Origin of the sequence: Galbibacter kalidii, assembly GCF_026241135.1 — a bacterium.
GTDB lineage: Bacteria > Bacteroidota > Bacteroidia > Flavobacteriales > Flavobacteriaceae > Galbibacter.
The window spans coordinates 53415-77361 of record NZ_JAPFGA010000006.1; the positions used below are offsets into that span (position 1 = coordinate 53415).

Below are 23947 nucleotides of genomic sequence, written 5' to 3' on the forward strand. Positions count from 1 at the left end.
AAATATAAAAAATTCTATTCATGGGTAATTTTATCTCTCAAATCTTAAAAAACTTTACCATGAAAAAAATTACTACTTTTATTTTAATGATGCTGTGTGTCATCAATGTTACAGCACAGGTGACCCAAAAATACCATAGGGTAAAAAAGGTTTATACAAATATGTCTTCAAGACATGAGTTTTGTTTAAATGGAACAACATCTACCCTGAGTCGCAAAGTGAATATTTCTATAGAAGATAAGCTTCCAATAGGTACAACTTTTTATTATGACTTTGGAGCAGATAGTGGACTTTGGGCAGTTACATATTCTAGAGACTCTAGGAACGATGATTGGGACTACAATATAAGTGGAAGTAGTATAACAATCCAAGATATTTGTGTCAATACCGAAAAATATCACAGGTTTTATTTCTTAGGTGAAACATCTTCAGAAGCTCAAAATGAATATTGTAATGTGGCATCTAGTAGAAGAGATGCTAAAGTTGATATATTGACACCCGAACCCCTAACACCAGACAGGGTCTATTATGTAAATACCAGCTTAAATAGTTACCCACCCGGATATTATTATCTCAAATCTTCATATTATGCCGATTCTGCAGATGAAGATGAAAATTTGTCTGGTACTGGTTCGATATCTCCAGTATCATTCCCGGATTCGGATAATGATGGGGTTATTGATGTATGTGATAGTAATGATAAATACCATGTAATTAAATATAGAGGGCGAACACAACAAGAAGCAGAGGCTTCAAAATGTAATAATGATGCTGAAAATTCTGTTGGTGTCAATATTGATATTGATCAAGCATTAACAATAGGAAAAATATACTATATTGATAGAGGTACAGGTATCGGTCATAGATATTATGAAGTAACAAACACAAGTAATAATCCTAATTCATCTGCTGAAACAAATATAGGTACATCCAACATAGGAAGTTCATTTTTTGCAAATTGTTCATCGGAGTTAGCCGATATTGAAATTACTAACCTAAGGATTATACGTAATGGAAGTACTGAAATATTTAACTCTAATACTAATAGTACACCTACTTTAAGTTATAATAATAGTTATGAATTTAGATATACCTTGAAAAATAGTGGAGGAGAGGCTGTTGATATTAATTTGTCTAAGTTTTTTTCATACAATAGTTCGTTTGATCAATTCAATGACTATTTCATAGATGATGATGAGATAAGCTCCATTTCTCCCGGAGGTCAGGCTACACTTAAAACATATGTTACTCCGGGTAATGGTTATATAGGTAGTGCGAGCGTTACGAACAATCAAGGGTATTATTTTATTTTTTCAGTAGTATATGAAAACAGCGATAATAGTTTGTCTGAATATGAAAATCGTGTTGGGTTTATTTATTCTACAAATACAGCCTCTAAACCACCATTAAAACCTTATCAAGTTCAAACATTTGATTTTTCAGGCAACCGAGTCTTATCAGAAGAAGTGAACAGTAAAGAAGAGGAAGAACAAGTAATACAAAGTTTGCCCAAAGGGAATTATATCATCAAAGCAAATAATAAAACCTATAAAATTTCAAAGGACTAAATTTTCTTAAACATAATTTAGAGGGTGTCTAAAAAGGAATTCAAACTAGATATTGTCAGGTTGAGCGCAGTCGAAACCTATTCATTTTCAATAGTTATTTAGTTCTCGACTGCGCTCGAACTGACATAAAATATCTTTTTAGGCACCCTCTTTTTAGTGCCCCATATTCAATTATATACAGCCCTGTCAGGTTCTATAACCCGACAGGGCTTCCCTATTTTTGCAGGAATAAAACAAGTGCATGAATTCCCAAGCTATTTTCAATATTCAATCATCGACCCACTTCGAGGAAGTAGCTATGGAGATGTTTCGGTTTCAGTATCAAAACAATGTGGTGTACGGTGTACAGGGATTTTTGCGATCATTTGAGTAGAAATCCGAAAAATGTGGGGACAGTTCGAGAGATTCCCTTTTTGCATTCTAACCAGATACCAATTGGGTGAATTAGTGCTATAATCAGTGGTTTATTATGGGGTTGGTAATGGGTTTGTTTTTGATAATATCTGAGAGAATTACTAAGGTAGAAGGATCGCCAAATTTAGCCAAACGATTTATTACTTCCTCCAAATGTTCACTATCCCGAAGGTTAAAACGCATAATCAAGCAATCTTTTCCTGTTACCCTGCTACAATGTTCCAATTCAGGAAAATTTTCAAGCGCTTTAACAAAAGGGTTGAAATTAATATAGCTTACGCTTAAAGAAATATAAGCCGATAAGGGCAAGCCTATGTTTTTCTTATTAATCCTGATAGAATAAGTTTCTATAATTTCATTCTCTTCCATTTTTTGTATTCGCTCAGCAACTGCTGATGCGCTTAATCCTATTTTTCTGCCAATTTCAGCTATAGGATAGCGTGCGTTTTCCTGTAACAGATCTAATATTTTCCAGTCCAGTTTATCCATTTTAGGAATCGGTTGAATTTTTGTAAAAATAAGAAATATTTCACGGAAATTTTATCTTTTCACCATAGAATCACTGGTGAATATGCTTTGTGGCAGCTATATCTTTACAACGTAATTTTAAATAAGCAACTATGGAAAACGAAACTTTAAGAATTAATGAAAACAAATTAGAGTGGGACTCCTGGTCTCGCGGTGACAAAATTCAGCATAAGAGAAAAAATTTCACCAAAGACTTGACTACGAATAAAATGGTTGCAAGTCTTTATGAAATCCCTCCCGGAAAAGTAAATTGGCCTTTTCATTATCATATTGCGAATGAGGAGGTTTTTTACATCATTGACGGAGAAGGTGAACTGAGGACAAATGATAAAATTTTGAAAGTTAAATCAGGTGATTTTTTAAGATTTCCAATTGGAGAAAAAGGAGTCCATCAACTTAAAAACACATCGACTGACAAAACTTTAAAATATCTGGATTTTGGAACCACCAATCATCCGGATTTAGTGTTCATGCCTGATTCAAATAAAGTTGGATTGTTTGGAGGAGGAGCACCCTGCCAAAACAATAAAAATCGGAACATTTGGAAATATTTTGACTTAGACACTGAGATTGACTTTTTAAAAGACGAATAATGTTTGGAATTGAAAACTATATTGGATTTTTAATCGCCGGAGCCATTTTAAACCTCACCCCCGGCACTGACACTATGTATATATTGACCAGAAGCATTGCCCAAGGAAGAAAAGCAGGGTATTATTCTGTTTATGGCATCGTGACGGGTGGATTAATACATACTTTGTTTGCCTCCTTTGGATTATCGATTGTTCTTGCAAAATCGGCCATCGCATTTTCGATTGTAAAATATATTGGAGTAGCCTATTTGGTGTTCCTTGGCATAAAAATGTTGACTGATAAATCAAACATTTTTGAGAATGAAAAAAGTAACATAGAGCGAATGGACTTGAAAAAGATTTACAGACAGGGAGTATTGACCAATGTATTGAATCCTAAAGTAGCGCTATTCTTTCTTGCATTTCTACCACAATTTATTAACCCAGATTATGCACAAGGAGCAATTCCGTTTTTACTACTTGGTTTGACTTTTATGGCAACTGGAACCATTTGGTGTTTGTTTCTCGCATATTCATCTTCATTGATTACAGGAACACTGCGAAAAAATGGCAAAATCGGAAAGGTGATGCAAAAACTAAGCGGACTGATTTTTATTGGATTAGGGCTTAAATTATTGACATCCAAACAATAAATACTACACGACACCATACCATCAAACGTTGCAATAATTAAAAGACAATATGAATCAAAATAAATCGAATAGAATAGGATCCCTTGATTTACTGAAAGGTCTGGTTATGGTCTTTATGGCATTAGACCATGTACGGGATTATTTTCATTACGATGCTTTTTTCTTTGACCCGGCCGATCCAGAAAACACGAATATCGCTCTCTTTTTTACGCGTTGGATTACGCATTATTGTGCTCCTACTTTTAGCTTTTTAGCCGGTATTTCTGCGTATTTAGTCGGTAGAAAAAAATCAAAACCAGAATTATCCTCCTTTCTTTTAAAAAGAGGTATTTGGTTGGTTTTCATTGAATTAATAGTAGTGAATTTTTCTTGGTATTTCGACATTCATTTTGGTACGATAAGTTTACTGGTAATCTGGTCGTTAGGAATAAGTATGATATTTCTTGCTACACTCATCCACTTACCATTAAAATATGTTTTAATCTTCAGTGTTTTGTTGATTTTTGGACACAACATACTAGACTACCTCACTATTGAAAAGGGTATATTTTGGTCAATTATTCATGAATTCGGTTTCTTTACCTTAGAAAATGGTAAAATTTTACTAGTGGGCTATCCCATCATTCCTTGGATTGGAGTAATGTCGCTAGGATATTATTTCGGTTCCTTCTACAATTCATCCAAAGAACCTTTGAAGCGACAAAAGATGTTTAAGATTGTTGGGACATCTGCTATAGTTGCATTTATAGTTATCCGTCTAATTAACGGGTATGGAAACCCTAATTATTGGAAAAGTTACGACACTATATTAAAAACAGTATTTTCGTTTTTAAATCCTGCGAAATATCCTCCTTCGCTAACTTATATACTCATGACATTAGGGCCAGTATTTCTTATTTTGGCATATACTGAAAATGCAAAAGGAAAAATTGTAAACTTTTTGTGTGTATTTGGAAAGGTGCCATTCTTCTACTATATCATTCATTTATATATTATTCATACATTAGCTTTACTTTTGGCTTGGTTGACAGATTTTGGTTGGCAAAAAATGATTATAACAGGATGGGTTACAGAATCTTCTAAACTCAAAGGGTATGGTTTAAATTTAGTATGCGTATACCTAATATGGATAGGTATAATACTTTTGCTATACCCTATGTGTAAAAAATTTAGTTTATATAAGCTCAATCATAAGGAGAAAAAATGGCTTAGTTATTTGTAACAATAACTATTGCCATCAATGCTAACTACTCCACAATCCCGTTTCAATGACTATCGGGCTGACCTTTGAGGGGAGGACAGAACGTTAAGAATTAGTCCGATGGACTAATTTAGCGAACCTGCCTGTCGGCAGACAGGTGGGCCGGGTGTCTCATGGATAAGCAAGCTGATGAAAGGAGGATGTCCTTCGAAGACCTGTGCTGAATATAACTTCAGTAGGACAAGGGGATGTGAACACTACTATTTTCCCTATTTTTGCAGGAATAAAACAAGTGCATGAATTCCCAAGCTATTTTTAATATTCAATCGGCAACCCACTTCGAGGAAGTAGCTATGGAAGTGTTTCGGTTTCAGTATCAAAACAATAAGGTGTACAGGGATTTTTGCAATCATTTGGGTAGAAATCCGAAAAATGTGGGTACGGTACGGGAGATTCCTTTTTTACCGATACAGTTTTTTAAGTCGCATAAGGTGTTGAGCAAAGATGAAGCCGTACAGGTTACCTTTACCAGTAGCGGAACTACGGGAACGCGTACAAGCAAACACCATGTAACCGATCTGTCGGTGTATGAAAAGAGCTTTAGAAAAGGGTTTTCCCACTTTTACGGTGATGTAAAAGATTATACGGTCTTAGCACTTTTACCGGCTTATTTGGAACGCAAAGGATCTTCCTTGATCTATATGGTCAATGATATGATTGAGCAGTCTAAACATCCTGAAAGCGGATTCTACCTTCATAATTTGGACGAATTGGCCCATCAGTTGAGATTACTTGACGAAGCAGGGAAAAAAGTGCTGCTTATCGGGGTTTCTTTTGCATTGTTGGATTTGGTGGAAAAACACGATTTTCAGCTAAAGAATACCATTGTTATGGAAACCGGGGGCATGAAGGGAAGACGAAAGGAAATGATCAGGGAGGAATTGCATAAAGAGCTGGCGACTGGTTTTGGAGTGGGGAAAATCCATTCGGAATACGGTATGACCGAACTGCTCTCCCAAGCCTATTCCAAGGGCGATGGGGTTTTTGAATGTCCGCCATGGATGAAAATCGTGGTTCGAGACACCGAAGATGCACTTACGATTATGGATGAAGGCAAGTCGGGCGGAATCAATGTCATCGATTTGTCAAATATCAATTCTTGTTCGTTTATTGCCACACAAGACTTGGGACGGATCAGGGGGAATCAGTTTGAAGTCATCGGACGTTTTGATCATTCTGATATCCGTGGCTGTAATTTGATGGTGTTGTAAATGAAAAAGAACTCCCGAAGCATCGGGATTTAGCCAATTAAGAAAAGTTTAAATGAGTTCTAATTAAAAAAGTTTAAATTTGAGTTCTTAAAAAAAGGAAGGGTAGAAAATGAAGCAAAAAATAACGCTCAAAGAGATTTCCAAAAGATTTAACGTATCGATATCGACAGTTTCAAAGGCGTTAAAGGACAGTCCGGAGATCAGTCAAAAGACAAAGGAAATAATTCAGGCTTTTGCCAAAGAGCATCATTACAAGCCGAACAATATTGCTTTAAGCCTTAAAAATCAGAAGACCAAAAATATTGGTGTCATCCTTCCGGAAATTGTGCATTACTTTTTTTCTTCCGTAATCAATGGAATTGAACGTTTGGCTTCTGAAAAAGGATACAATGTGATCGTTTGTATTTCCAATGAATCTTTCGACAAGGAGGTGATCAATATGGAAATGCTGGCCAACGGGAGTATAGACGGGTTTATCATGTCGTTGTCTAAGGGAACGGAAAAAGAACAGGATTTTCACCATATCAATGAGGTCATCAATCAGGGGATGCCGGTGGTGATGATCGACAGGATTACCGACGAGGTAAAGAATTGTGACAAGGTCATTATCGATGATTTTCACGGTGCATACAGTGCGGTTTCATATTTGATCGAGAGCGGTTGTAAGCGCATAGCCCTTTTGACCATGCCGGATTATATGAGTGTTGGGAAATTGCGAACCGAAGGATATAAACGAGCCCTGAAAGATGCAGGAATGGAAGTGGACAGCAACCTGATCGTAAAATTGGAAGATTTTTATGGAGGCTTTTCACCTATTGAGGATTTATTGAAAAATCAGCAAGTAGATGCTGTGTTTGGTGTTACTGAATTCTTTGCGGTATCGGCTATGAAAATTGCTCAAAAAATGGGTAAATCTATCCCGGAAGATATTTCTTTTGTCGGTTTTACCGATGGGATCATTTCCATAAGTAGTAGTCCGTCTTTAACAACGGTAAGCCAACACGGTGAAGACATAGGGGCAAAAGCTGCAAACCTACTGATAAATAGGTTGGAAGAAGAAACTACAGACGCACCACTCCCTTATCAAACCGAAATCATTAAGTCCAGCTTGGTAAAAAGGGAATCTACGAGATAGTGGTATAAAAGTAGAGGGTGTCTAAAAAGACATAAATTCAGATGTCATACTGAGCCTGTCGAAGTATCGTTGATTGAAGATCAATAAGTCTTCGACAGGCTCAGACTGACAAATCAAATTAATCAAGGCTTTTTAGACACCCTCTGTTATTCCACCAAAGGAATATACACTTCAGTCTTCCATTTTAAAGCATCGCCTCCTAAATTAGGGTTGTTGTGAAATTGCTCCACGATCTTTGTTTTGAGTTGTATATCATGATTTTCGGCATAATCAAAAAGACTGAACCAGGAGTGATGGGAATACATATAATTACCGTTGAAAATCCCTTTTAGCGAGGGTTCTGCCGATATTCCCCTAAAATAAATATCCTTGCTTTCAGGTAATGAGGTGACTCCTTTTATCGGGAAACAAAAATCCATATCTATGCGATCGACTTCCTTATCAAAATTATTGATGATCACCATCGGATAGCCATCAGCTTGCAGATCGTGGCGCACAATAAAATTACTGATGTAATTATAATTACGCATCATCTGAGCGGCTTTTCTATCCGGTGACGCAACAGCATTTACACAGGCACATGATTTTTCAGGGGAAACCGAACGCCCTTCGATGTTTACCTTAAAAGTGGATAAATTTTTGAAAAGCACGGTTTTAAATTCAGTAAGGAAAGCGATAGCCTCTTGTTTGAATGCAGTCTTCGAAAAAGGAGCAGTGAGCCTGTTATAAAGACTTTCCCCGGGTTTTTTTACTCCCACACTGACCTTGGAAATGGAATCATTGAGGTTTTCAAGATCCCAAAACAGCACGTATTCCTCGTCTTTATAGGTTAACTTTTGTGTTAGTTGCTTGTATAAAACACTATCCAGCGTTTGTGTTTCCACATCATCACTTGTCTTTTCCCAATTGGAAATACTGTAATAAAGTGTTCCGGTACTCGCTTTTTCTTTAAACTGATAGATGTAATCCCCTTTTTTGAAGAACAAATACCAAACCAAGACACAAGAAATTATAACGATACCTACCGCAGCTATTTTTTTCATATATGTTTTTTGCCTTTGCCTATTTGTTTTCTGCAATCTTTTCGTTACTCATGCCTTCCAGTTTTTTTAGGATATAGTCGGACATGCTTCTCCCTTGTTCGAGACCTATTTCAATGGCTGCCGTATAGTGAATTCCTCCATACATTCGACTCAAGGCAGCTTCTTCGGCCGCTTTATTGAACGAAGGGAAGGACCGAACGGGAATGCCATAGGGTAGTTCTGTATCGTCGTCAAAAGCAAAATTATCGCCAAAAATGGAAGTCAGGGTGGAAGAGGCAGCTCCGGAAACTACGGAATGTCCGCTGCTGTATTCCGGAAAGGGAGGGGTTTGCAATATGGGCTTCCAGTTTTCGTCTATATGCTGATTGATCACTGTTTCCGGACGGATCAAATTACTTCGGTATTTCTCATCCCAACAAGAGATAAAACCGTCAAATATGGCAATGGCAGTCTTGGTATAGGCAAAAATCGTTTTATTGAAATCGCTATTGGTTTTTCTGCAGGCAATTTTTGTTATGCCTATCCAATGTGCTCCGGGAGTGATTTTTTTGGTGGCGAACATCAAATGACCCCTCGTTACCGATACATAAGGGTTACAGTCCCAAAACTTAGCAATTTCCACACCTTCGGAAGTATCCCCCTCTTCAGTGATCTTGTTGGTGACATTATAAACTTCCATGGTTTCTTTGAAAAATTCACTGTCCTTTTCCAGGGAAAACTCCGGAGGCGGGGCAGGCTTGAACTGTGAAGCCGAGTCGATGGCGAGGGTTCGTATTTTATTCCAATGGGGCTCAATACCATCCATATAGGCCGGTGGTGTTGGCTGCCAGCGGGAAGGGTTGTCGGTATTTACCGTAAATTTTGGCATGGTCCGGGTTTGCTTATAGTTATCCTTGTTCATCCAAATTTTTATATGATCGATCACTTTCATGGCATAAGCTTTGGAGACATCAAATTCCTTTTCGTTGATTTCTTTCCATTCGCTGTATATACTGTCTTGAAACTTGGCGATGCGTTCTTCAGAAAAAATAAGGGTTTTGCTGATCTCATGATGCGCGATCAAAGCAGCAACTTGATAATTGATGCCTTCCGTTTTTTCAGGCTTTGGAATGGGTTTTAGACCGTTGAGTTTTCCCGCTAACGAATTGTAATTCGGATCGTTCAATGCGATAATCTCGTAGGCCGCAATGTCGGGATAAACAAAGATCCTACTGGCCACCGGAGGGGAAAAAATATCGTGGATCATAACCTGAACAACCTTATCGATCGAGTGGTGTAGATCTTCCGATGTTACTGTGATCGGTTGTTCTTCTTTATTGCATGAGCTCATGGCTATGGCGAGAATGCTTAAAAAAGAAAATAGTATTCGTTTCATCTGTCTGTTATTTTATTAGCTTGTAAAGTTCTGCTTTGTTGTTGTTTATAGTTATCAATAAATAATCTTGATTGTTGATGCTTATAGTGTTTAGTTGTACTACTGCTTTATTCATAAGATTTAGCCCTAAGTCTGAGGCTAAAACGATGTTTTTATCATCAAAAATCAAAGCTCCGGCAAACGAATCGAAGCGTCCGTGGTAGGGCTTTACCCCAAAATAATTTCCGGCAGCCAAAACCTCTTCTTTTCCATCTTTGTTAAAATCAAAAGACAAAAAGCTGGTAATAGGTGCTAGTTGCACCTCATTTTTAAAAGCCTTAAAGCTAAAGCTTCCATCATTGTTTTCCAAATAGCCCGATTTAAGGGTGTGAACTTCCAATAGTTCGGCTTTTTTAAGCAAATCGGGAGAGATAACTTCTTCAAGGGTTTTTCCGGCAAATGATTTGTAGGTGGTGAATTTTTTACGCATCAACCTTACCATTTGCGCGGAGAGATCATCTAAACCTGCAAGCGTATAGTATAAACCGTTTTTTTCGGTTGCAACAATGGTTTCAGTATACCCGTTATCATCAAAATCTGCATAATACATTTTCATAGGGTAATTGGTAGATGCTTCAAATTTACTGTTTAATCCCCAATTTCCCATCAAATAATCCATATCTCCGTCATTATCAATATCAAAAGGAGTAATTGCTTGCCATAATCCGTTTAGCTTATTATCTGTGATGATTACTTTTTTAAAGCTTCCGTTTTCATTTTTAAAGAAAGTTGGAGCCATCCATTCGCCTACAACAATTAAATCGGTTTGACCATCACGATCAAAATCGCTCCAAACAGCATCGGTTACCATGCCAATTTGCTGTAATTCCTTATTTTCTTTTATGCTGAAGTTTCCATTATTGTTTTTGAGGATGTATGAATTAGGAATGTTACCAAAATCGTTGTTTACGGCATTGCTGCCAACAAACAGGTCTATGTCGCCATCCTCATCAAAATCATTTGCCTTTATTACCGATACGTTTTCAAAATATTCTGGGAGATCAACTTTCTTCATGCCTGTTTCATCCTGAATAAAAAACCGATCGAGAAGGGGCGTCATTTGGTTGTAATATTCACCGCCACCTGAGCCAATAAAAAGATCGTTCTTACCATCGTTGTTAGTATCAAGAATTACCGCTGAAACATCTTCTGTAATGGAATCTTTAGTGATTTCGGGATAGTCTTGTGCTACAAATGCAGTGTCGGTTTGGATATAAAATTGAACCGGATTCCTTTTCGAACTGCCAAAAAAGATATCTTCTTTTCCATCGCCGTTAAGATCACCCACAGCCGTTGCCGGACCACGATCGGAAATTTGATACGGAATTAACTTCTGACGGTTAAAATCGGTATAGTTGTTTTCCTTGTGTACAAAATCGATTCCGAGGTTATCTGGAATTTTTTCAAAGAGCCTTTCTTTTTTAGGTTTCAACACATTAAAGTTGAAGGGATCCCTTTTGCTTTTAGCTTGAACAAGTAATGTTTGATTTGTAGTAACATTGTTGAGTTTTTGATAGGTATTATCGGGCCAAACAATTAATAATGAATCAACGGTGGCAATTTTACCATATCCTAAATGAATAACAGGTTCCGAAGAAGCCTGGAATCCTCTTACGGTGTATAATTCTTTATACTGAACGTTTCCATCAACATACGAAAACACCTTGGTGCCAATTCCAAACGGGTTTTTTGTGTTGTTCTTAAAACGAAGTTTTAAATAGTTGCTTTTTTCATTGGTTTTGTTAATGTATAAGCTGGCAGGAGCATTAATGTTGTTGGTTACTACATCCAGATCGCCATCATTATCCAGATCACCCATGGCCATGGCACCCGAAATAAGGGTGTCTTTTCCAATCCATGTTCCAGACCTGTCTGAAAAGTTCAATGAATCTGAGCCTTCAAAAATATAATTGTGGGTATTTCCACTAGGCATCATGTCCAGGGCCTTTTTATCAACCAATCTGGTATTATCAAGTTTTTTCTTAATATGCTCGTCGGATACAAATTTGATGTAATCGAGATCGTTAGGGCGTTTCGGAATTCCGTTGGAAATAAACAGATCTTGTTCGCCATCCTGATTAAAATCTTCAAACAAGGCACTCCAACTCCAGTCGGTTGCAGCAATGCCGCTTAACAATGCCGTTTCGGCATATCCTGTGCCTTGTTGATTTACCTGAAGCATATTGCGGGTAAACTGGTAGTGATAACCCAAGGCTTGGGTCCTCATTTTAAGCATCTGTGGATTGTCGTCCCCTTCAGAGGACTTTAAAACTTTTTCATCTTCGGGAAGCATGTCTAAGGATAAAAGATCGGGATAACCGTCATGATTGATATCGGCCACATCATTCCCCATAGAGAAGCGGCTGGTATGACCAAAATAGTCTTTCAGGCTTTCAGAAAAAGTACCGTCTCCATTGTTCAGATAGTAATAATCATCTTCATGAAAATCGTTACCAACATAAATATCGGGCCATCCATCCTGGTTAAAATCAGATACGGCAACACCTAATCCGTAACCATTTACCCCACCAAAAATTCCGGCTTCTTCACTTACATCTGTGAACACCCCCCTTGGTCCCCCCTCAAGGGGGGAATTATAAATGTCGTTGCGAAGTAATTTATCACCAGTTTCATAAGTTCTCTTGTTCCGAAGATCGACATTGCCAAAAGATTCTTGCGTATGTACGGCATGATTTAGTAGGTAAATGTCCAGGTCGCCATCTTTGTCGTAATCCAAAAATGCAGCCGACGAACTGTAAGTGTCAAAGTCCAGACCGTATTTGGCGGCACTTTCGGTAAAGGTGTTGTCTCCATTGTTGATGTAGAGTTCGTTATATCCATTAAACCCGTTAATACCTACAACGGCACACACATAAATATCGAGTAAGCCATCGCCATTAATATCGCCCATGACGGCTCCGGTGTTCCAACTGCTGTTTCCTGCTACCCCTGCCTGTTCGGTAATATCTTCAAATTGCAAATTGCCTTTGTTGAGGTAGAGCTTGTTTTTTTCCTGATTGGATGAAAAGAAAATATCGGGCAAACCATCATTGTTAATATCACCAATAGCAACACCACCACCATTATAAAAGTAGAGGTAGTCGAGGATGTTCAATTCATCCGATTCGGTAATCTTGTTTACAAAATCGATACCTGTTTCTTCCGGAGACGGGTTAGAAAAGAGAGAACCTTCCTTTTTTCCACATCCGGTAATGGCTACAAAGAGAGTTATATATAAAAACTTTTTAATCATTAAGGTGGTTTCTAAAAATTGCTTTCTTTTGAAAAATGAAGAGAACAAGTAAGATGCAAGGCCTATTTTTTTTGGAATAGCCTTAGCTATTGCAGAAAAATATAACGCAGTCAGATTGCTTGTTATATTCGTTCCCTTTGGGTTTTCATAGTTTTTCATATACTGCTTCAAATTTTCTTACGTTATCCCGATAGCGTTGCTAAAATTTTCATTGTCTCTAAAAAACTATGAAAATTTCAATGCAAATCAATTTTTAGAACCCACCTTTAGTTTAAAAATCTTTGGTTGATCATTATTTAATGCTACAAAAAGGTGCGTGCTACCGTTCTTATCTTTAAACGGTTTAATATGCTTTACTTCACCCCGTACAAAAAAGCCCGATTTGTTATAGTTCTGCCAATTAAAATCACCTGTTCCATCGCCGAGGAGCACACATCCGTAATTGGAATCGAGTCTTGAAAATTGTGGTTTGAATTCATAATTGTTACCACCCATTATAAGATCTATATTGCCATCGTTGTTGATGTCCTGAGGTGTAATATCGCAAACACATGAAAACTGTACCTGACCGGGTAACGGTTTAATATCGAATTGTCCGTTACCATTGTTTATCGCTATTACCGATTGAATGGTGGTTACCGTTTTTTGGATAGCATTGTCGGTAAGTTCCTTAGGAAAAAGTTCCTGTATCGACCTTTTGGCATAATCTGAAGCTTTTAGGTTTTCTTTTTTTAAGGAAGATAACTGGGCAGTAAGCTCTTTTTTCATGTGGATGGGTTTGTCTTTACCGTCTATGGTATGTGTAACAATTTGTTCTATGGTACCATTATTGTCATAATCGTTAATAAACATACGCATAGGGGCATCTTTTGATGCTTTATAAGAGATATTCTCTCCCATATTTCCCATTACAAGGTCTAAATCACCATCATTATCTACATCTATGGTTTTTACGGTATTCCACCAGCCGCCATATTCAGATAGGTTGGAAGATAATTTTCCAAGTCGCCTACCTGAGTTTTTCAAAATCATCGGGGCAGCCCAATCGCCTACAAGAACCAGATCTTTTTTATCATCACCATCGGTATCGGCCCAAATGGCGTCGGTGATCATGCCGGCATCTTTAAGATCGTAAGCTTTGCTTTCGGTTATGTCTTTAAAAGAGCCATCACCTTGGTTTTCCAGGAACAGGTGCTTCGGGTTCACTCCATAGATACCCGGTACGCTCCTCGATCCGATAAATACATCTGTATCACCATCACCATCAAAATCATAAGGGGCAATTACAGAGGTGTTGTGGAAGGTAGACGGAATTTGGCCTTCACTTTTTGTGAATTTACCATGTCCGTTGTTTAAATAGAGTCTTGTAACATATTTGTTGGCATCGGATTCTTCGTTTCCTCCGGTGCCCACCATTAGATCAAGATCGCCATCATTATCGGTATCAAAAAAGGCAGATGAAGTATCTTCTAATTCTTGGTCGTTTTTAAAAGCTGTTTGCTGCGATTTTACAAGATTGCCATTACCCGAATTTAAGTATAGCACTCCGGCCTGACCTTTGGCACCGCCAACAAATACATCTTCGTTACCGTCGTTATTTACATCGGCTACAGAAAGCGCTGGCCCTTCTTGGGAAGTCATGGTAGAGATAAGTCCTTCGTAATCAAAATCTACAAAATCATTTTCTTGATGTGCTTCTATGTTTCCAGAAGCAACTTCCGTTAGGTAGGTTTCCACTTTTTGTTTAACCGGAATGGTATATTTTTCTTCGGCATCGGACTGTTTTAGTTCGATAAGTTGATTCACCTGAACATTGGTTAACTTTTGGGTATGGTCGTTAGGCCAGATTACCTTAATGGAATCGATGGTTTTGGTTTCTCCAACACCTATGGTCATGATATGTTCCATAGTAGATTGAAATCCTCTGTACGGAATCAGCTCTTGCAAGATGGTTTTTTCTCCCATATAAAGTTTCACCGTTGTCCCGATGGCAAATTTGTTCTTTTCGCTTCCTTCAAATTTTAGTTTTATGTAATTATTGTCACTAAGTTTTTCAGAGTTGTTTTTGTATACAAACGACTCCATGTTTACGTTGTTGACAATCAGATCGAGGTCACCATCATTATCGAGGTCGCCATAGGCTACACCATTCGACATGCTCGGAGTTCCTAAGCCCCAGTTATCGGCAACATTGGTAAACCTAAGGGCGCTATTGTTTTTAAAGGCATAATTAGGAATGGGTTTCCTTGGCATTTTGTTAATAATAGAATCAATAGCCTGTTTTTTACCGGTAAGCGCCATTTTCTGGATGATCTCATTCGCAAAGAAATTCACAAAATCGATGTCGGTAAGATCATGATTTATACCGTTGGTTACATAGATGTCCCTATACCCGTCATTATCCATATCAAATATCAGTCCTGCCCAACTCCAGTCTGTTTTGGCAACACCGCTATAGTAGGCCACTTCAGAAAAACCATTATTACCATTATTAAGCTGAAGTGTGTTTTGGATGTATTGTTGATAAAAGTCTTTACTTTGTTTAAGCTTAAATACGTCATAGCCTTCAAACTCCATAACCGATTTCACCCTTTCATCTCCTTCGGGAAGCATATCGGTAATAAAAATATCATTTAATCCATCATTGTTAATGTCTGCTATGTCCACACCCATGGCAGAAAGACACAAGCGTGAAGTCCATTCTTTGATTTCTTCATTAAAAGTGCCATCTTTTTGATTGATATAGAGGTAATCGCGTTCATAAAAGTCGTTAGATACATAAATATCGGGGTAGTTATCTTCATTTATATCGGTGATCATGACCCCTAACCCAAAACCGATAAGACTTCCGTAAATCCCGGCCTCTTCACTGGCATCCGTAAATTTGCCATTGTCGTTTCTAAGCAACATATCACCAACACCTTTAAAAACATCAGGAATACCTTCCCAGTCCTGGGCTCTGGTTTCCCGTTGTTCGGCATATCCGAGGCTACTTACCGGAATATTACTATTGTTCAAAATGTAGGCATCCAGATCACCATCCTTGTCATAATCAAAAAAGGCAGCATGTGTGGTAAATCCACTTTTTGCTAAATTGTATGCTGCGGCTTTTTCGGTAAAGGTCAGGTCGCCGTTGTTGATGTAGAGGTCGTTGTCGTGATTATTCCCTTCCATATTCCCCGCATTGGCCACATAGATATCCAGAAGCCCATCACTGTTGATGTCCACCATGGTTACTCCGGTAGACCAAGGCTTATTTCCGCCAACCCCAGCACTTTCCGTAATGTCTTCAAACTTAAAATCGCCTTTGTTGAGAAATAGTTTGTTTTGTCCCATATTGGCGGTAAGGTAGATGTCCGGCAAGCCGTCATTATTAATATCGCCAATAGCAACGCCACCACCGTTGTAGAAATTTCTGTATTTAAAAATATTGAAGTCTTTCTGGTTTTCTATTTCGTTTATGAAATCGATACCGCTTTCTTCCGAAGAAACTAGTGTAAAAAGCGTTTCTTTTTCATTTTTCACCTCTTCTTGAGCGTCTTCTTTTTTACATGAAAAAAGTATACAGAACAGACTAAGGCTTAAAACTGTCTTTATTACAAAGGATTGGATGTTCATTTTATGGTTCATTCTTGTGTTTTTTTAAGAAAAACAGGTTTGTTGTTATTTATGGTAATGATATAGTTGATCGTATCTTGAATACTGATGGTATTGATATCCCTTGCCGGACCCGGAATGTCAAAACCTTGTGACCGAAGTACTTCAAAAAAACCGTTTTGGTCATTCAGCAGAACCAAACCATGCAGGGCATCAAGTCTTCCCAGTTGCGTACTTATTTCATAGTTGTTGCCCACGAGTAACAGATCTTCATAACCATCATTGTCGAAATCGTCTTTTTGAATATCGAAGATACTGGATGTTTGTGCCATGAACGGAAGTCTATGCGCTGTAAAAGTACCGTCTCCGTTATTTTCAAAATAAATCGAAGCTAATTCGAACACTTGTTTTTTGTATGCTTTTTCTATTTTTTCCTTCGGAAAGAGTTCATTGAATGCCGCTGAAGCAAAATCAGAATAGGAAAGGAATTTTTTGTTTAGCATCGGAATTTGTTTGACGAGTTCGTCTTTTGATGAAAAGGTGGTTTCGGTTCCCTGATAAAAATAAGTAACCACAGGTTCTACATTACCGTTGTCGTCAAAATCGTTGCTATATAGAGTGATAGGCTCTTCTTTTGAAGCTTTCAAACGGGTGTTCAATCCCCAATTCCCGGCCAAAATATCGATATCCCCATCTTTGTCAAAATCGCCTGCTTCAACAGTATTCCACCAACCGTGTGTTTTGTCAAGCGAGTTGCTTTGCAGGCTTAGTTTTTTGCCGTCGTTGATAAAAACGGAAATGGACATCCAGTGCCCAACAGCCACAGCGTCTTTAAAACCATCATTGTTCAAATCGATCCATTTCAGGTCCTGAACCAAGCCGATTTCCTGAAATTCTGGGGCGTAAGATGATGTAATGTCTTTAAATATTCCTTTTCCGTTATTCTGAAAGAGAAACTGTTTAGGGGTTTTCCCAAATTCCCTCGGAATCCCGTTGGAGGTTATGCAAAGGTCAAGGTCACCGTCATTATCCAGATCGACTGCGGTAATGGTTGAGGCGTTTATGGACAAACTTGTAAATTGAATGCTGTCCTTAACCATTTGCCCGCTTTCATTAAAATAGAGTCGGGGGGAAAGCGGTTTTCCTGTAGTGAATTCATTTCCTCCACTAACAACAACCAAATCCTGATCGCCATCGCCATCAGCATCAAAAAAGAGATTGTCCACATCCTCGCTGATCGCATCTTTTTCGAATATCTCGTTTTGGGTTGCTTCAAAAGTTCCGTTTGCTTGTTGAAGGTACAAAGTTGAGGCTTGCGTTTTGGCTCCACCAATGAATAGGTCTTCCAAACCGTTATTGTTTACATCGGCAACAGTAGTTTTTGGACCTTGATTGGTGTTGGCAAAAGGAATCAATGGATCCCGATTAAACTCAATAGAGGCGAAATCTTTGTGTTTGAAATCAATTGGAGAAGCTATATTTTTTAATAAACGGGAGTTTTTTGCACTATTTTTCAGGGAGTAATTCCCTTGAGCGTTTTTATAATCAGCTAAGAAGACAGTATCTACCATTTGCTCATTTATTTTTTCATATTTCCCATCCGGCCAGATAATGTGTACAGAGTCTATTGTAGCGGTTTTCCCCAATCCAAAATGAAGTTCAGGAGTTACTGCCGACATAAATCCGCGGGATGTGTAGTTCTCTCCGGTTATTGTTTGTGAATCTGCAAAAACAACTACTTTGCTTCCTATCCCGAAATGGTTTTTATCACTTCCTTTAAATTTTATCTTTAGAAAATGATTGTTCGGAAATACTTGTTCAGCATTATTTTTAAGGATCATAGCCGGTTCGTTCACATTGTTGACTATCACATCCAAATCACCGTCATTGTCCAGATCGGCATAAGCACTTCCGTTGCTATACGATGGAATTTTGGCAAACCATTCATCGGTCATATCAGTAAAAGTGTGGTCGCCATTGTTTTTGAACATATAATTTGGGACGTGTTTGGCAGGGATTTTATCAATAAAAGCCATATCTTCTCGGTTCATGCCTTTACTTAGGCGTTTTTGAATATGTTCGTTGGCAATAAAGCTGATAAAATCCATGTCATTGGTAGCTCCTAAAATGCCATTGGACACAAACACATCTTTAAACCCGTCGTTATCAAGGTCGGCCAAAAGAGGAGCCCAGGACCATTCCGTTGAAGCAAGGCCGCTTAAAAAAGCCGTTTCAGTAAAATGACCACCGCCGTTGTTGATATGAAGGGCGTTTTGCATGAATTGAGGAGCGTAACCGTTTTTTAGATAACCGCTGTAGGTTTGAAAGTTGTATTCCGTTCCCGAAGTTTTAAAACTTTTTAGATCTTCCGGGAGCATATCAACCGAAATAATATCGGAAAGGCCATCATTGTTAATATCGGCAATGTCGTTTCCCATGGAAAAATGGGTGGTATGCCCAAATTTTGTTTCGTCGGAAGCAATTACTTCTTTAAAAGCACCATTTTTTTGATTGATATAGAGGTAATCGTTTTCAAAGAAATCATTTCCGATGTAGATGTCGGGATAGCTGTCGTTGTTGATATCGGAAATTGAAATTCCGAGCCCGTACCCAATACCTCCTTGATGTATGCCCGCTTCTTGGGAAACGTCTGTAAAGAGTCCGTCGTCGTTCCTTAGGAGTTTGTCGCCGGCAAGGATGTCTGTTTCATGTCTTTTTTTTCCGCTTCCATAAGTTCGGTTAGGGTGTAGGGAATGATTGAGTAAATACATATCCAGATCGCCGTCAAGGTCGTAGTCAAAAAAAGCGGCTTGCGTGGCATAGGATTGGATATCGAGGCCGTATTTTTCAGATTCTTCTTTGAATTGCGGAAGCTTCCCAGCATTTAATCCCTGATTTACGTAGAGTAAATTATGACTGTTTTTTTCAGAAAGACTTCCTACCCTGCAGATATAAATGTCCATCCATCCATCATTATTGATATCAACAACAGTAACCCCGGTTGTCCAATTTTCAGCATTGGAGATTCCTGTTTTTTCTGTAATGTCTGTAAATTGAAAATCGCCCTTGTTCAAATAGAGTTTGTCTGCAGTTTGATTGCCTGTAAAATACAAGTCTGTTAAACCATCGTTGTTAAAATCACTTGCGGCGATACCTGCGCCGTTGTAATAGTAGAGATAGTTAAGGATGTTGAGTTCAGGAGTATTGGTGAGTTCATTTTTAAAACTGATCCCCGTTTCACTTTCATTTAATTGTGTAAAAAGCCGTTCCTTTTCTGTCGTACAGGAGAGGAAGAATAAAAAAGAAGGGAGTATTATTTTTACGGCTTTTTTTATGATCATTAACGGAATGTGCTTTTTTGTAATTATACGAACAAATACAACATTACAATCGGTCAACACTCGGTTTGTTGTTTCATATGCTTATATTTATTGTTTGGGTTGTTTCACCAACCAAAAAAAGCCAACTTAAAAAGTTAGCTTTTCTATAATTGTATAAAGAATGTTTTTTGAACTAATTGAACATTGCTAAAATAGGGAACAATTCGGTCGGTTAAGGTTAATGAGAGTTCAAAAAGATTAATGAAAGGTTAATAGTATTAATGAAAGTATAATAAAGCATATCGAGGGCGATTTTTTAGTTAATTGTTGTGATGTTAAATTTTAAAAAAGGATATGTCGTTGTTTTTATAATATCAGTCATAGGATTGGCTTTTATTCAGTATCAATATCTGAAAATAGGGCTTAACCTTGCCAAAGTGCAATTCAACAACAAGACCGGACAAGCATTACAGACGATAAAAACCGATTTGGGGACTAAAAATGAACTTACCTTCTTAATGGTACAGGCTATTAATGAAGATGATTCTCATTTCACCTTGAGTGTGGACAGTATTCAAGATGCCTCACGCTATTTTTTGAATGATTTTTTGATAGACAGGCTATTGCAGCGAGGTATAAAAACAGAATTTGTCTATCGTTTGCATACCAACGACAGCACTATTTTTTTATCTCCAGGGTATAAAACGCTTGAAGAAGAAGAATTGAAATTCCCGGTGCTGCTTAGCGGATATTTACCCGAGGCTGTGAACAAGAGGTTGGTACTTGAAATTCAATTTGAAGACCTGAACAATTATTTCCTGTCGCAACTCAACGGCTTGACCATTCCCAGCCTGATATTTATTGCAGCCATTATTGTAGTAGTTATTTGGGTGTTACGCTCGATGTATTGGCAGAAAAATGTGATTGCTACTACTAATGATTTTATCAATAACCTGACACACGAACTTAAAACCCCTGTTTTTTCTATAGGATTGGCGACCAAATTGCTGGAAGAAAAAGTAGATGAAGAGAGCAAATCGCTGGTAGGAATAGTCAGGGAACAAAACGAGAGACTAAAAGTCCATATCGATAAGGTTTTGGAACTATCGGGTATTGAAAATAAAAAAAGTGTATTAAGACTTAAGAAACAGGATTTTTATCCAAGTTTGAAGAAGTTGGCCGAATCGTTTTCGGAACTTTCGGTTATGGAGGATGTTGATTTTAATTATGAATTGAAAGGGGAGACCTACTGGTTGAATTGTGAACAGAACCATTTAGCGAATGCTGTTGGGAACTTGCTGGATAATGCTAAAAAATATTCGGGAAGCCATCCAGTGATTCAATTAAACGCATATGTTGAAGAAAAAATCTTGTATATTGTTGTGGAGGATAACGGAATTGGGATTGAAAAAAGTGAATTGAAGAACATCTTCAAGAAATTCCACCGAATCCCTTCCGGGGATTTGCACAATGTGAGAGGGTACGGACTCGGGTTGAGTTATGTAAAACAAGTGATAAAATTACACAAAGGAAGCGTTTCAGTTGAAAGTGACAGAGGAAAAGGAACAAAAGTAACCATAAAACTGCCGGTTGTTGAAGATGACAAGAAATAAGCTCTTATTGGTTGAAGACGACAATTCGTTGGGTTATTTACTCAGTGAATACCTAAAAATGAAAAACTTTCATTTGGAATGGGCAACCAATGGTGTTAAAGCACTGGAGGTTCTGAAGCAGGAAGCCTTCGATTTGATCATCATGGACGTTATGATGCCCGAAATGGACGGCTTTACCCTTGCCGGAAAAGTAAGGGATCTGTATCCTTCAATCCCTTTTATATTTTTAACAGCCCGCTCTTTAAAAATTGATGTACTGAAGGGGTTTTCTTTAGGAGCAGTAGATTATTTGAAAAAACCAATAGACGAAGAAGAATTGGTGGTGCGGATTGAAACCTTACTATCCCGATTACAATCTGGCAATGAAGAAGTCACAGCGGAAAATTATCAGATAGGGGGGTATAGTTTCAGCAGGAAAAACCAAAAACTGCAATATGGCGATGAAACAATTACGCTTACATCAAGGGAAAGTGAATTGCTTTTATTCCTTTGGAGGAACAAAAACGAACTCTCCCTTCACAAAGATATTCTAACGCATATTTGGGGCAAGAACGATTATTTTAATCGTAAAAGTTTGAATGTGTTTATTTCCCACCTTCGAAAATATTTGAGCAAAGACCCGCGTATTTCCATTGAAAATGTTCACAACAAGGGGTTTGTGTTTAAGATTGAAGAATAAAAAAACACCGCTTTAATTTTTTAAGCGGTGTTTTTATTTTAAATAAAAATTGTTCTGTTAATATCCCGGATTTTGAACCAAGTTCGGATTAAGCGGAAGCTGCGATGCCGGAATAGGGAATAAATTTCTATCACTGTTTCCTACAGCATCAGGATCTTTAAAATCCCAATCTTTATTGTACTGTCCAAAACGGATCATGTCATTTCTTCTCCAGAACTCCGTATACAATTCTCTACCACGTTCATCCAGTAAACCTTGTTCTGAAATTCCCGTCAATTCAGACGCACCTCTTAAAGTTCTTAATTCGTTTACTAAAGCTGTAGGATCCCCACCACCTCTCATGATGGCTTCTGCCTTCATTAAGTGTGCGTCAGAGTACCTAAAGAAAATTTCATGCTCTTTAAAAGCACCATTTGCAGGGTGATATTTAATAACTCGAATACCTGATACTTCGTCATTATCGGTTAAACTAGGCTCTCCTGTAGAAGCATTGGTAAAATCTCTGGTATAACCCAAAGGGGAACCACCTCTATCAGTTGCAGCTACGGGTTCAAGGGGCGTGATAATATCACCATCTTCGTTTGTAGCTACACTATACTGTTGACTTATTAAAAAGCCATAGCCTATACCATAGTTGGTTTCATCTATATTGTCTGAAGCAATGTCTGGTACAAATCCTCGTCTTTCTTCCTGGCCCGAACCTTCAGTGTTTACGTTAGGGTCACCTTCAAACAGGTCGTAGAATTCAGCAAGGGTAGAAAATCCATTCCAACCACCGGATTGCTCCGGAGTAATCTGGTTGTAATGTAAACCATTCCAAATTCTGTTACCAACAGACGTTGGGATGTACCAGATGGTTTCGTTATCCATATCTTCTTTAAAGATGTCGAAATATCCGGCTACCAAACCGTAACCATCGTTAGCTATTTGGTCAACTAAAGAAACAACTTGATCCATATCAGCCGGATTAGCTGTTCCAGAACCGTTAAAGATGTGTTTGTTTAATAAAGTTTTAGCCAATAAATATCTGGCGGCTGCTTTACCGGCACGGTTATTTCCGTCTCCAGGAGCAATAATTGGCAATCCTGAGATGGCGTTTTCTAAATCGCTTACAATAAAATTAATGGCGTCATCACCTGTTAATACTTCTGGATCGTCTAATGGAGATGCAGCAGTATCTCTGTATGGAACCTGACCAAAATTATCGAGGATTACATACATACCCAATGCTCTAAGAAAATACGCTTGAGCACGTGATTCATCTGATGAGGCAGAGCGCTCATCAATAACTTCACTTGCTCCTAATTGTAATTCGTTCCACTGGTTCCATACATTAGTTATATAATTATGGTCCGGGGTCCAAGAGTGTTGGTGCATTTGTCTCCATATACCATTATCACCCCAATCTGATCCTCTGGTTGGAACCAATTGTTCATCTGTAGTTACTTCTGTAAGCGCATATAAGTTTGCCTGATCTCCTATATAACCATTTAAACTATTATACAATGCACCAACAGAATTTGCAGCTTCTTCAGCGGTTTCAATACCGTTAAAGCCTTCTTGTAGCCTGGAGTCTGTTTCTTCTATTTCTAAATCGGTGCACGAAAGAATAGAAAAACAAACTAAAAGTAATATGCCCAGACGGTTATTTTTTATATGATGTGTATTGATCATGTCTTTTTGAGT

The 23947-nt window shown here is 38.1% G+C and carries 15 protein-coding genes; 8 read left to right on the forward strand and 7 right to left on the reverse strand.

Features of this window, described 5'->3' with window-relative positions; all coding sequences use genetic code 11:
- The first annotated feature begins 20 nt into the window (after positions 1 to 20).
- Positions 21 to 1568, forward strand: a complete 1548-nt coding sequence (locus tag OOZ15_RS08060) for a T9SS type A sorting domain-containing protein (protein ID WP_265955675.1) — start codon at positions 21 to 23, stop codon at positions 1566 to 1568.
- A 456-nt stretch (positions 1569 to 2024) separates the two neighbouring features.
- Here OOZ15_RS08060 and OOZ15_RS08065 read toward each other — a convergent pair whose 3' ends face one another.
- Complete coding sequence (locus tag OOZ15_RS08065) at positions 2025 to 2471, reverse strand: Lrp/AsnC family transcriptional regulator (protein ID WP_265955676.1); 447 nt, start codon at positions 2469 to 2471, stop codon at positions 2025 to 2027.
- A gap of 131 nt (positions 2472 to 2602) precedes the next feature.
- Here OOZ15_RS08065 and OOZ15_RS08070 point away from each other — a divergent pair, with 131 nt between their 5' ends.
- The 5 genes from OOZ15_RS08070 to OOZ15_RS08090 all read left to right on the forward strand — a co-directional run bounded on the left by OOZ15_RS08070 (position 2603) and on the right by OOZ15_RS08090 (position 7342).
- A complete protein-coding gene (locus OOZ15_RS08070) occupies positions 2603 to 3103 on the forward strand; it encodes a cupin domain-containing protein (RefSeq protein WP_265955677.1) in 501 nt (166 codons plus the stop codon).
- Entirely contained in the window at positions 3103 to 3735 is a 633-nt protein-coding gene (locus tag OOZ15_RS08075) for a LysE family translocator (RefSeq protein WP_265955678.1), read from the forward strand. The genes OOZ15_RS08070 and OOZ15_RS08075 overlap by 1 nt, the downstream gene beginning before the upstream one ends.
- 49 nt (positions 3736 to 3784) lie before the next feature.
- Positions 3785 to 4957, forward strand: coding sequence for an acetyltransferase domain-containing protein (locus OOZ15_RS08080; RefSeq protein WP_265955680.1), 1173 nt, complete (start codon positions 3785 to 3787; stop codon positions 4955 to 4957).
- Positions 4958 to 5232: 275 nt separating this feature from the next.
- Positions 5233 to 6207: a LuxE/PaaK family acyltransferase gene (locus OOZ15_RS08085; protein ID WP_265955681.1), complete on the forward strand. Its 975-nt coding sequence runs from the start codon at positions 5233 to 5235 to the stop codon at positions 6205 to 6207.
- A gap of 109 nt (positions 6208 to 6316) precedes the next feature.
- Positions 6317 to 7342, forward strand: coding sequence for a LacI family DNA-binding transcriptional regulator (locus OOZ15_RS08090; protein ID WP_265955682.1), 1026 nt, complete (start codon positions 6317 to 6319; stop codon positions 7340 to 7342).
- Positions 7343 to 7488: 146 nt separating this feature from the next.
- Here the strand turns inward: OOZ15_RS08090 and OOZ15_RS08095 are convergent, their stop codons facing one another.
- From OOZ15_RS08095 to OOZ15_RS08115, 5 genes are all read right to left on the reverse strand, one after another.
- Positions 7489 to 8385 (reverse strand): hypothetical protein, encoded by an 897-nt coding sequence (locus OOZ15_RS08095; RefSeq protein WP_265955684.1) that lies wholly within the window; start codon positions 8383 to 8385, stop codon positions 7489 to 7491.
- Between the two features lie 19 nt (positions 8386 to 8404).
- A complete protein-coding gene (locus OOZ15_RS08100) occupies positions 8405 to 9760 on the reverse strand; it encodes a vanadium-dependent haloperoxidase (protein WP_265955686.1) in 1356 nt (451 codons plus the stop codon).
- A gap of 7 nt (positions 9761 to 9767) precedes the next feature.
- The gene (locus OOZ15_RS08105; protein WP_265955687.1) at positions 9768 to 13052 is read right to left on the reverse strand and encodes a VCBS repeat-containing protein; all 3285 of its coding nucleotides are present in this window, start codon (positions 13050 to 13052) and stop codon (positions 9768 to 9770) included.
- A 246-nt stretch (positions 13053 to 13298) separates the two neighbouring features.
- Positions 13299 to 16682: a VCBS repeat-containing protein gene (locus OOZ15_RS08110; protein WP_265955689.1), complete on the reverse strand. Its 3384-nt coding sequence runs from the start codon at positions 16680 to 16682 to the stop codon at positions 13299 to 13301.
- The gene (locus OOZ15_RS08115; RefSeq protein WP_265955691.1) at positions 16679 to 19990 is read right to left on the reverse strand and encodes a VCBS repeat-containing protein; all 3312 of its coding nucleotides are present in this window, start codon (positions 19988 to 19990) and stop codon (positions 16679 to 16681) included. The genes OOZ15_RS08110 and OOZ15_RS08115 overlap by 4 nt, the downstream gene beginning before the upstream one ends.
- A gap of 311 nt (positions 19991 to 20301) precedes the next feature.
- On the opposite strand from OOZ15_RS08115, the gene OOZ15_RS08120 reads away from it, so the two are divergent.
- A complete protein-coding gene (locus OOZ15_RS08120; RefSeq protein ID WP_265955693.1) occupies positions 20302 to 21582 on the forward strand; it encodes a sensor histidine kinase in 1281 nt (426 codons plus the stop codon).
- The gene (locus OOZ15_RS08125; RefSeq protein WP_265955695.1) at positions 21569 to 22261 is read left to right on the forward strand and encodes a response regulator transcription factor; all 693 of its coding nucleotides are present in this window, start codon (positions 21569 to 21571) and stop codon (positions 22259 to 22261) included. Before OOZ15_RS08120 ends, OOZ15_RS08125 begins: the two co-directional genes overlap by 14 nt.
- 57 nt (positions 22262 to 22318) lie before the next feature.
- On the opposite strand, the gene OOZ15_RS08130 is transcribed toward OOZ15_RS08125, so the two are convergent.
- Positions 22319 to 23935: a RagB/SusD family nutrient uptake outer membrane protein gene (locus OOZ15_RS08130; protein WP_265955697.1), complete on the reverse strand. Its 1617-nt coding sequence runs from the start codon at positions 23933 to 23935 to the stop codon at positions 22319 to 22321.
- Positions 23936 to 23947 lie beyond the last annotated feature (12 nt).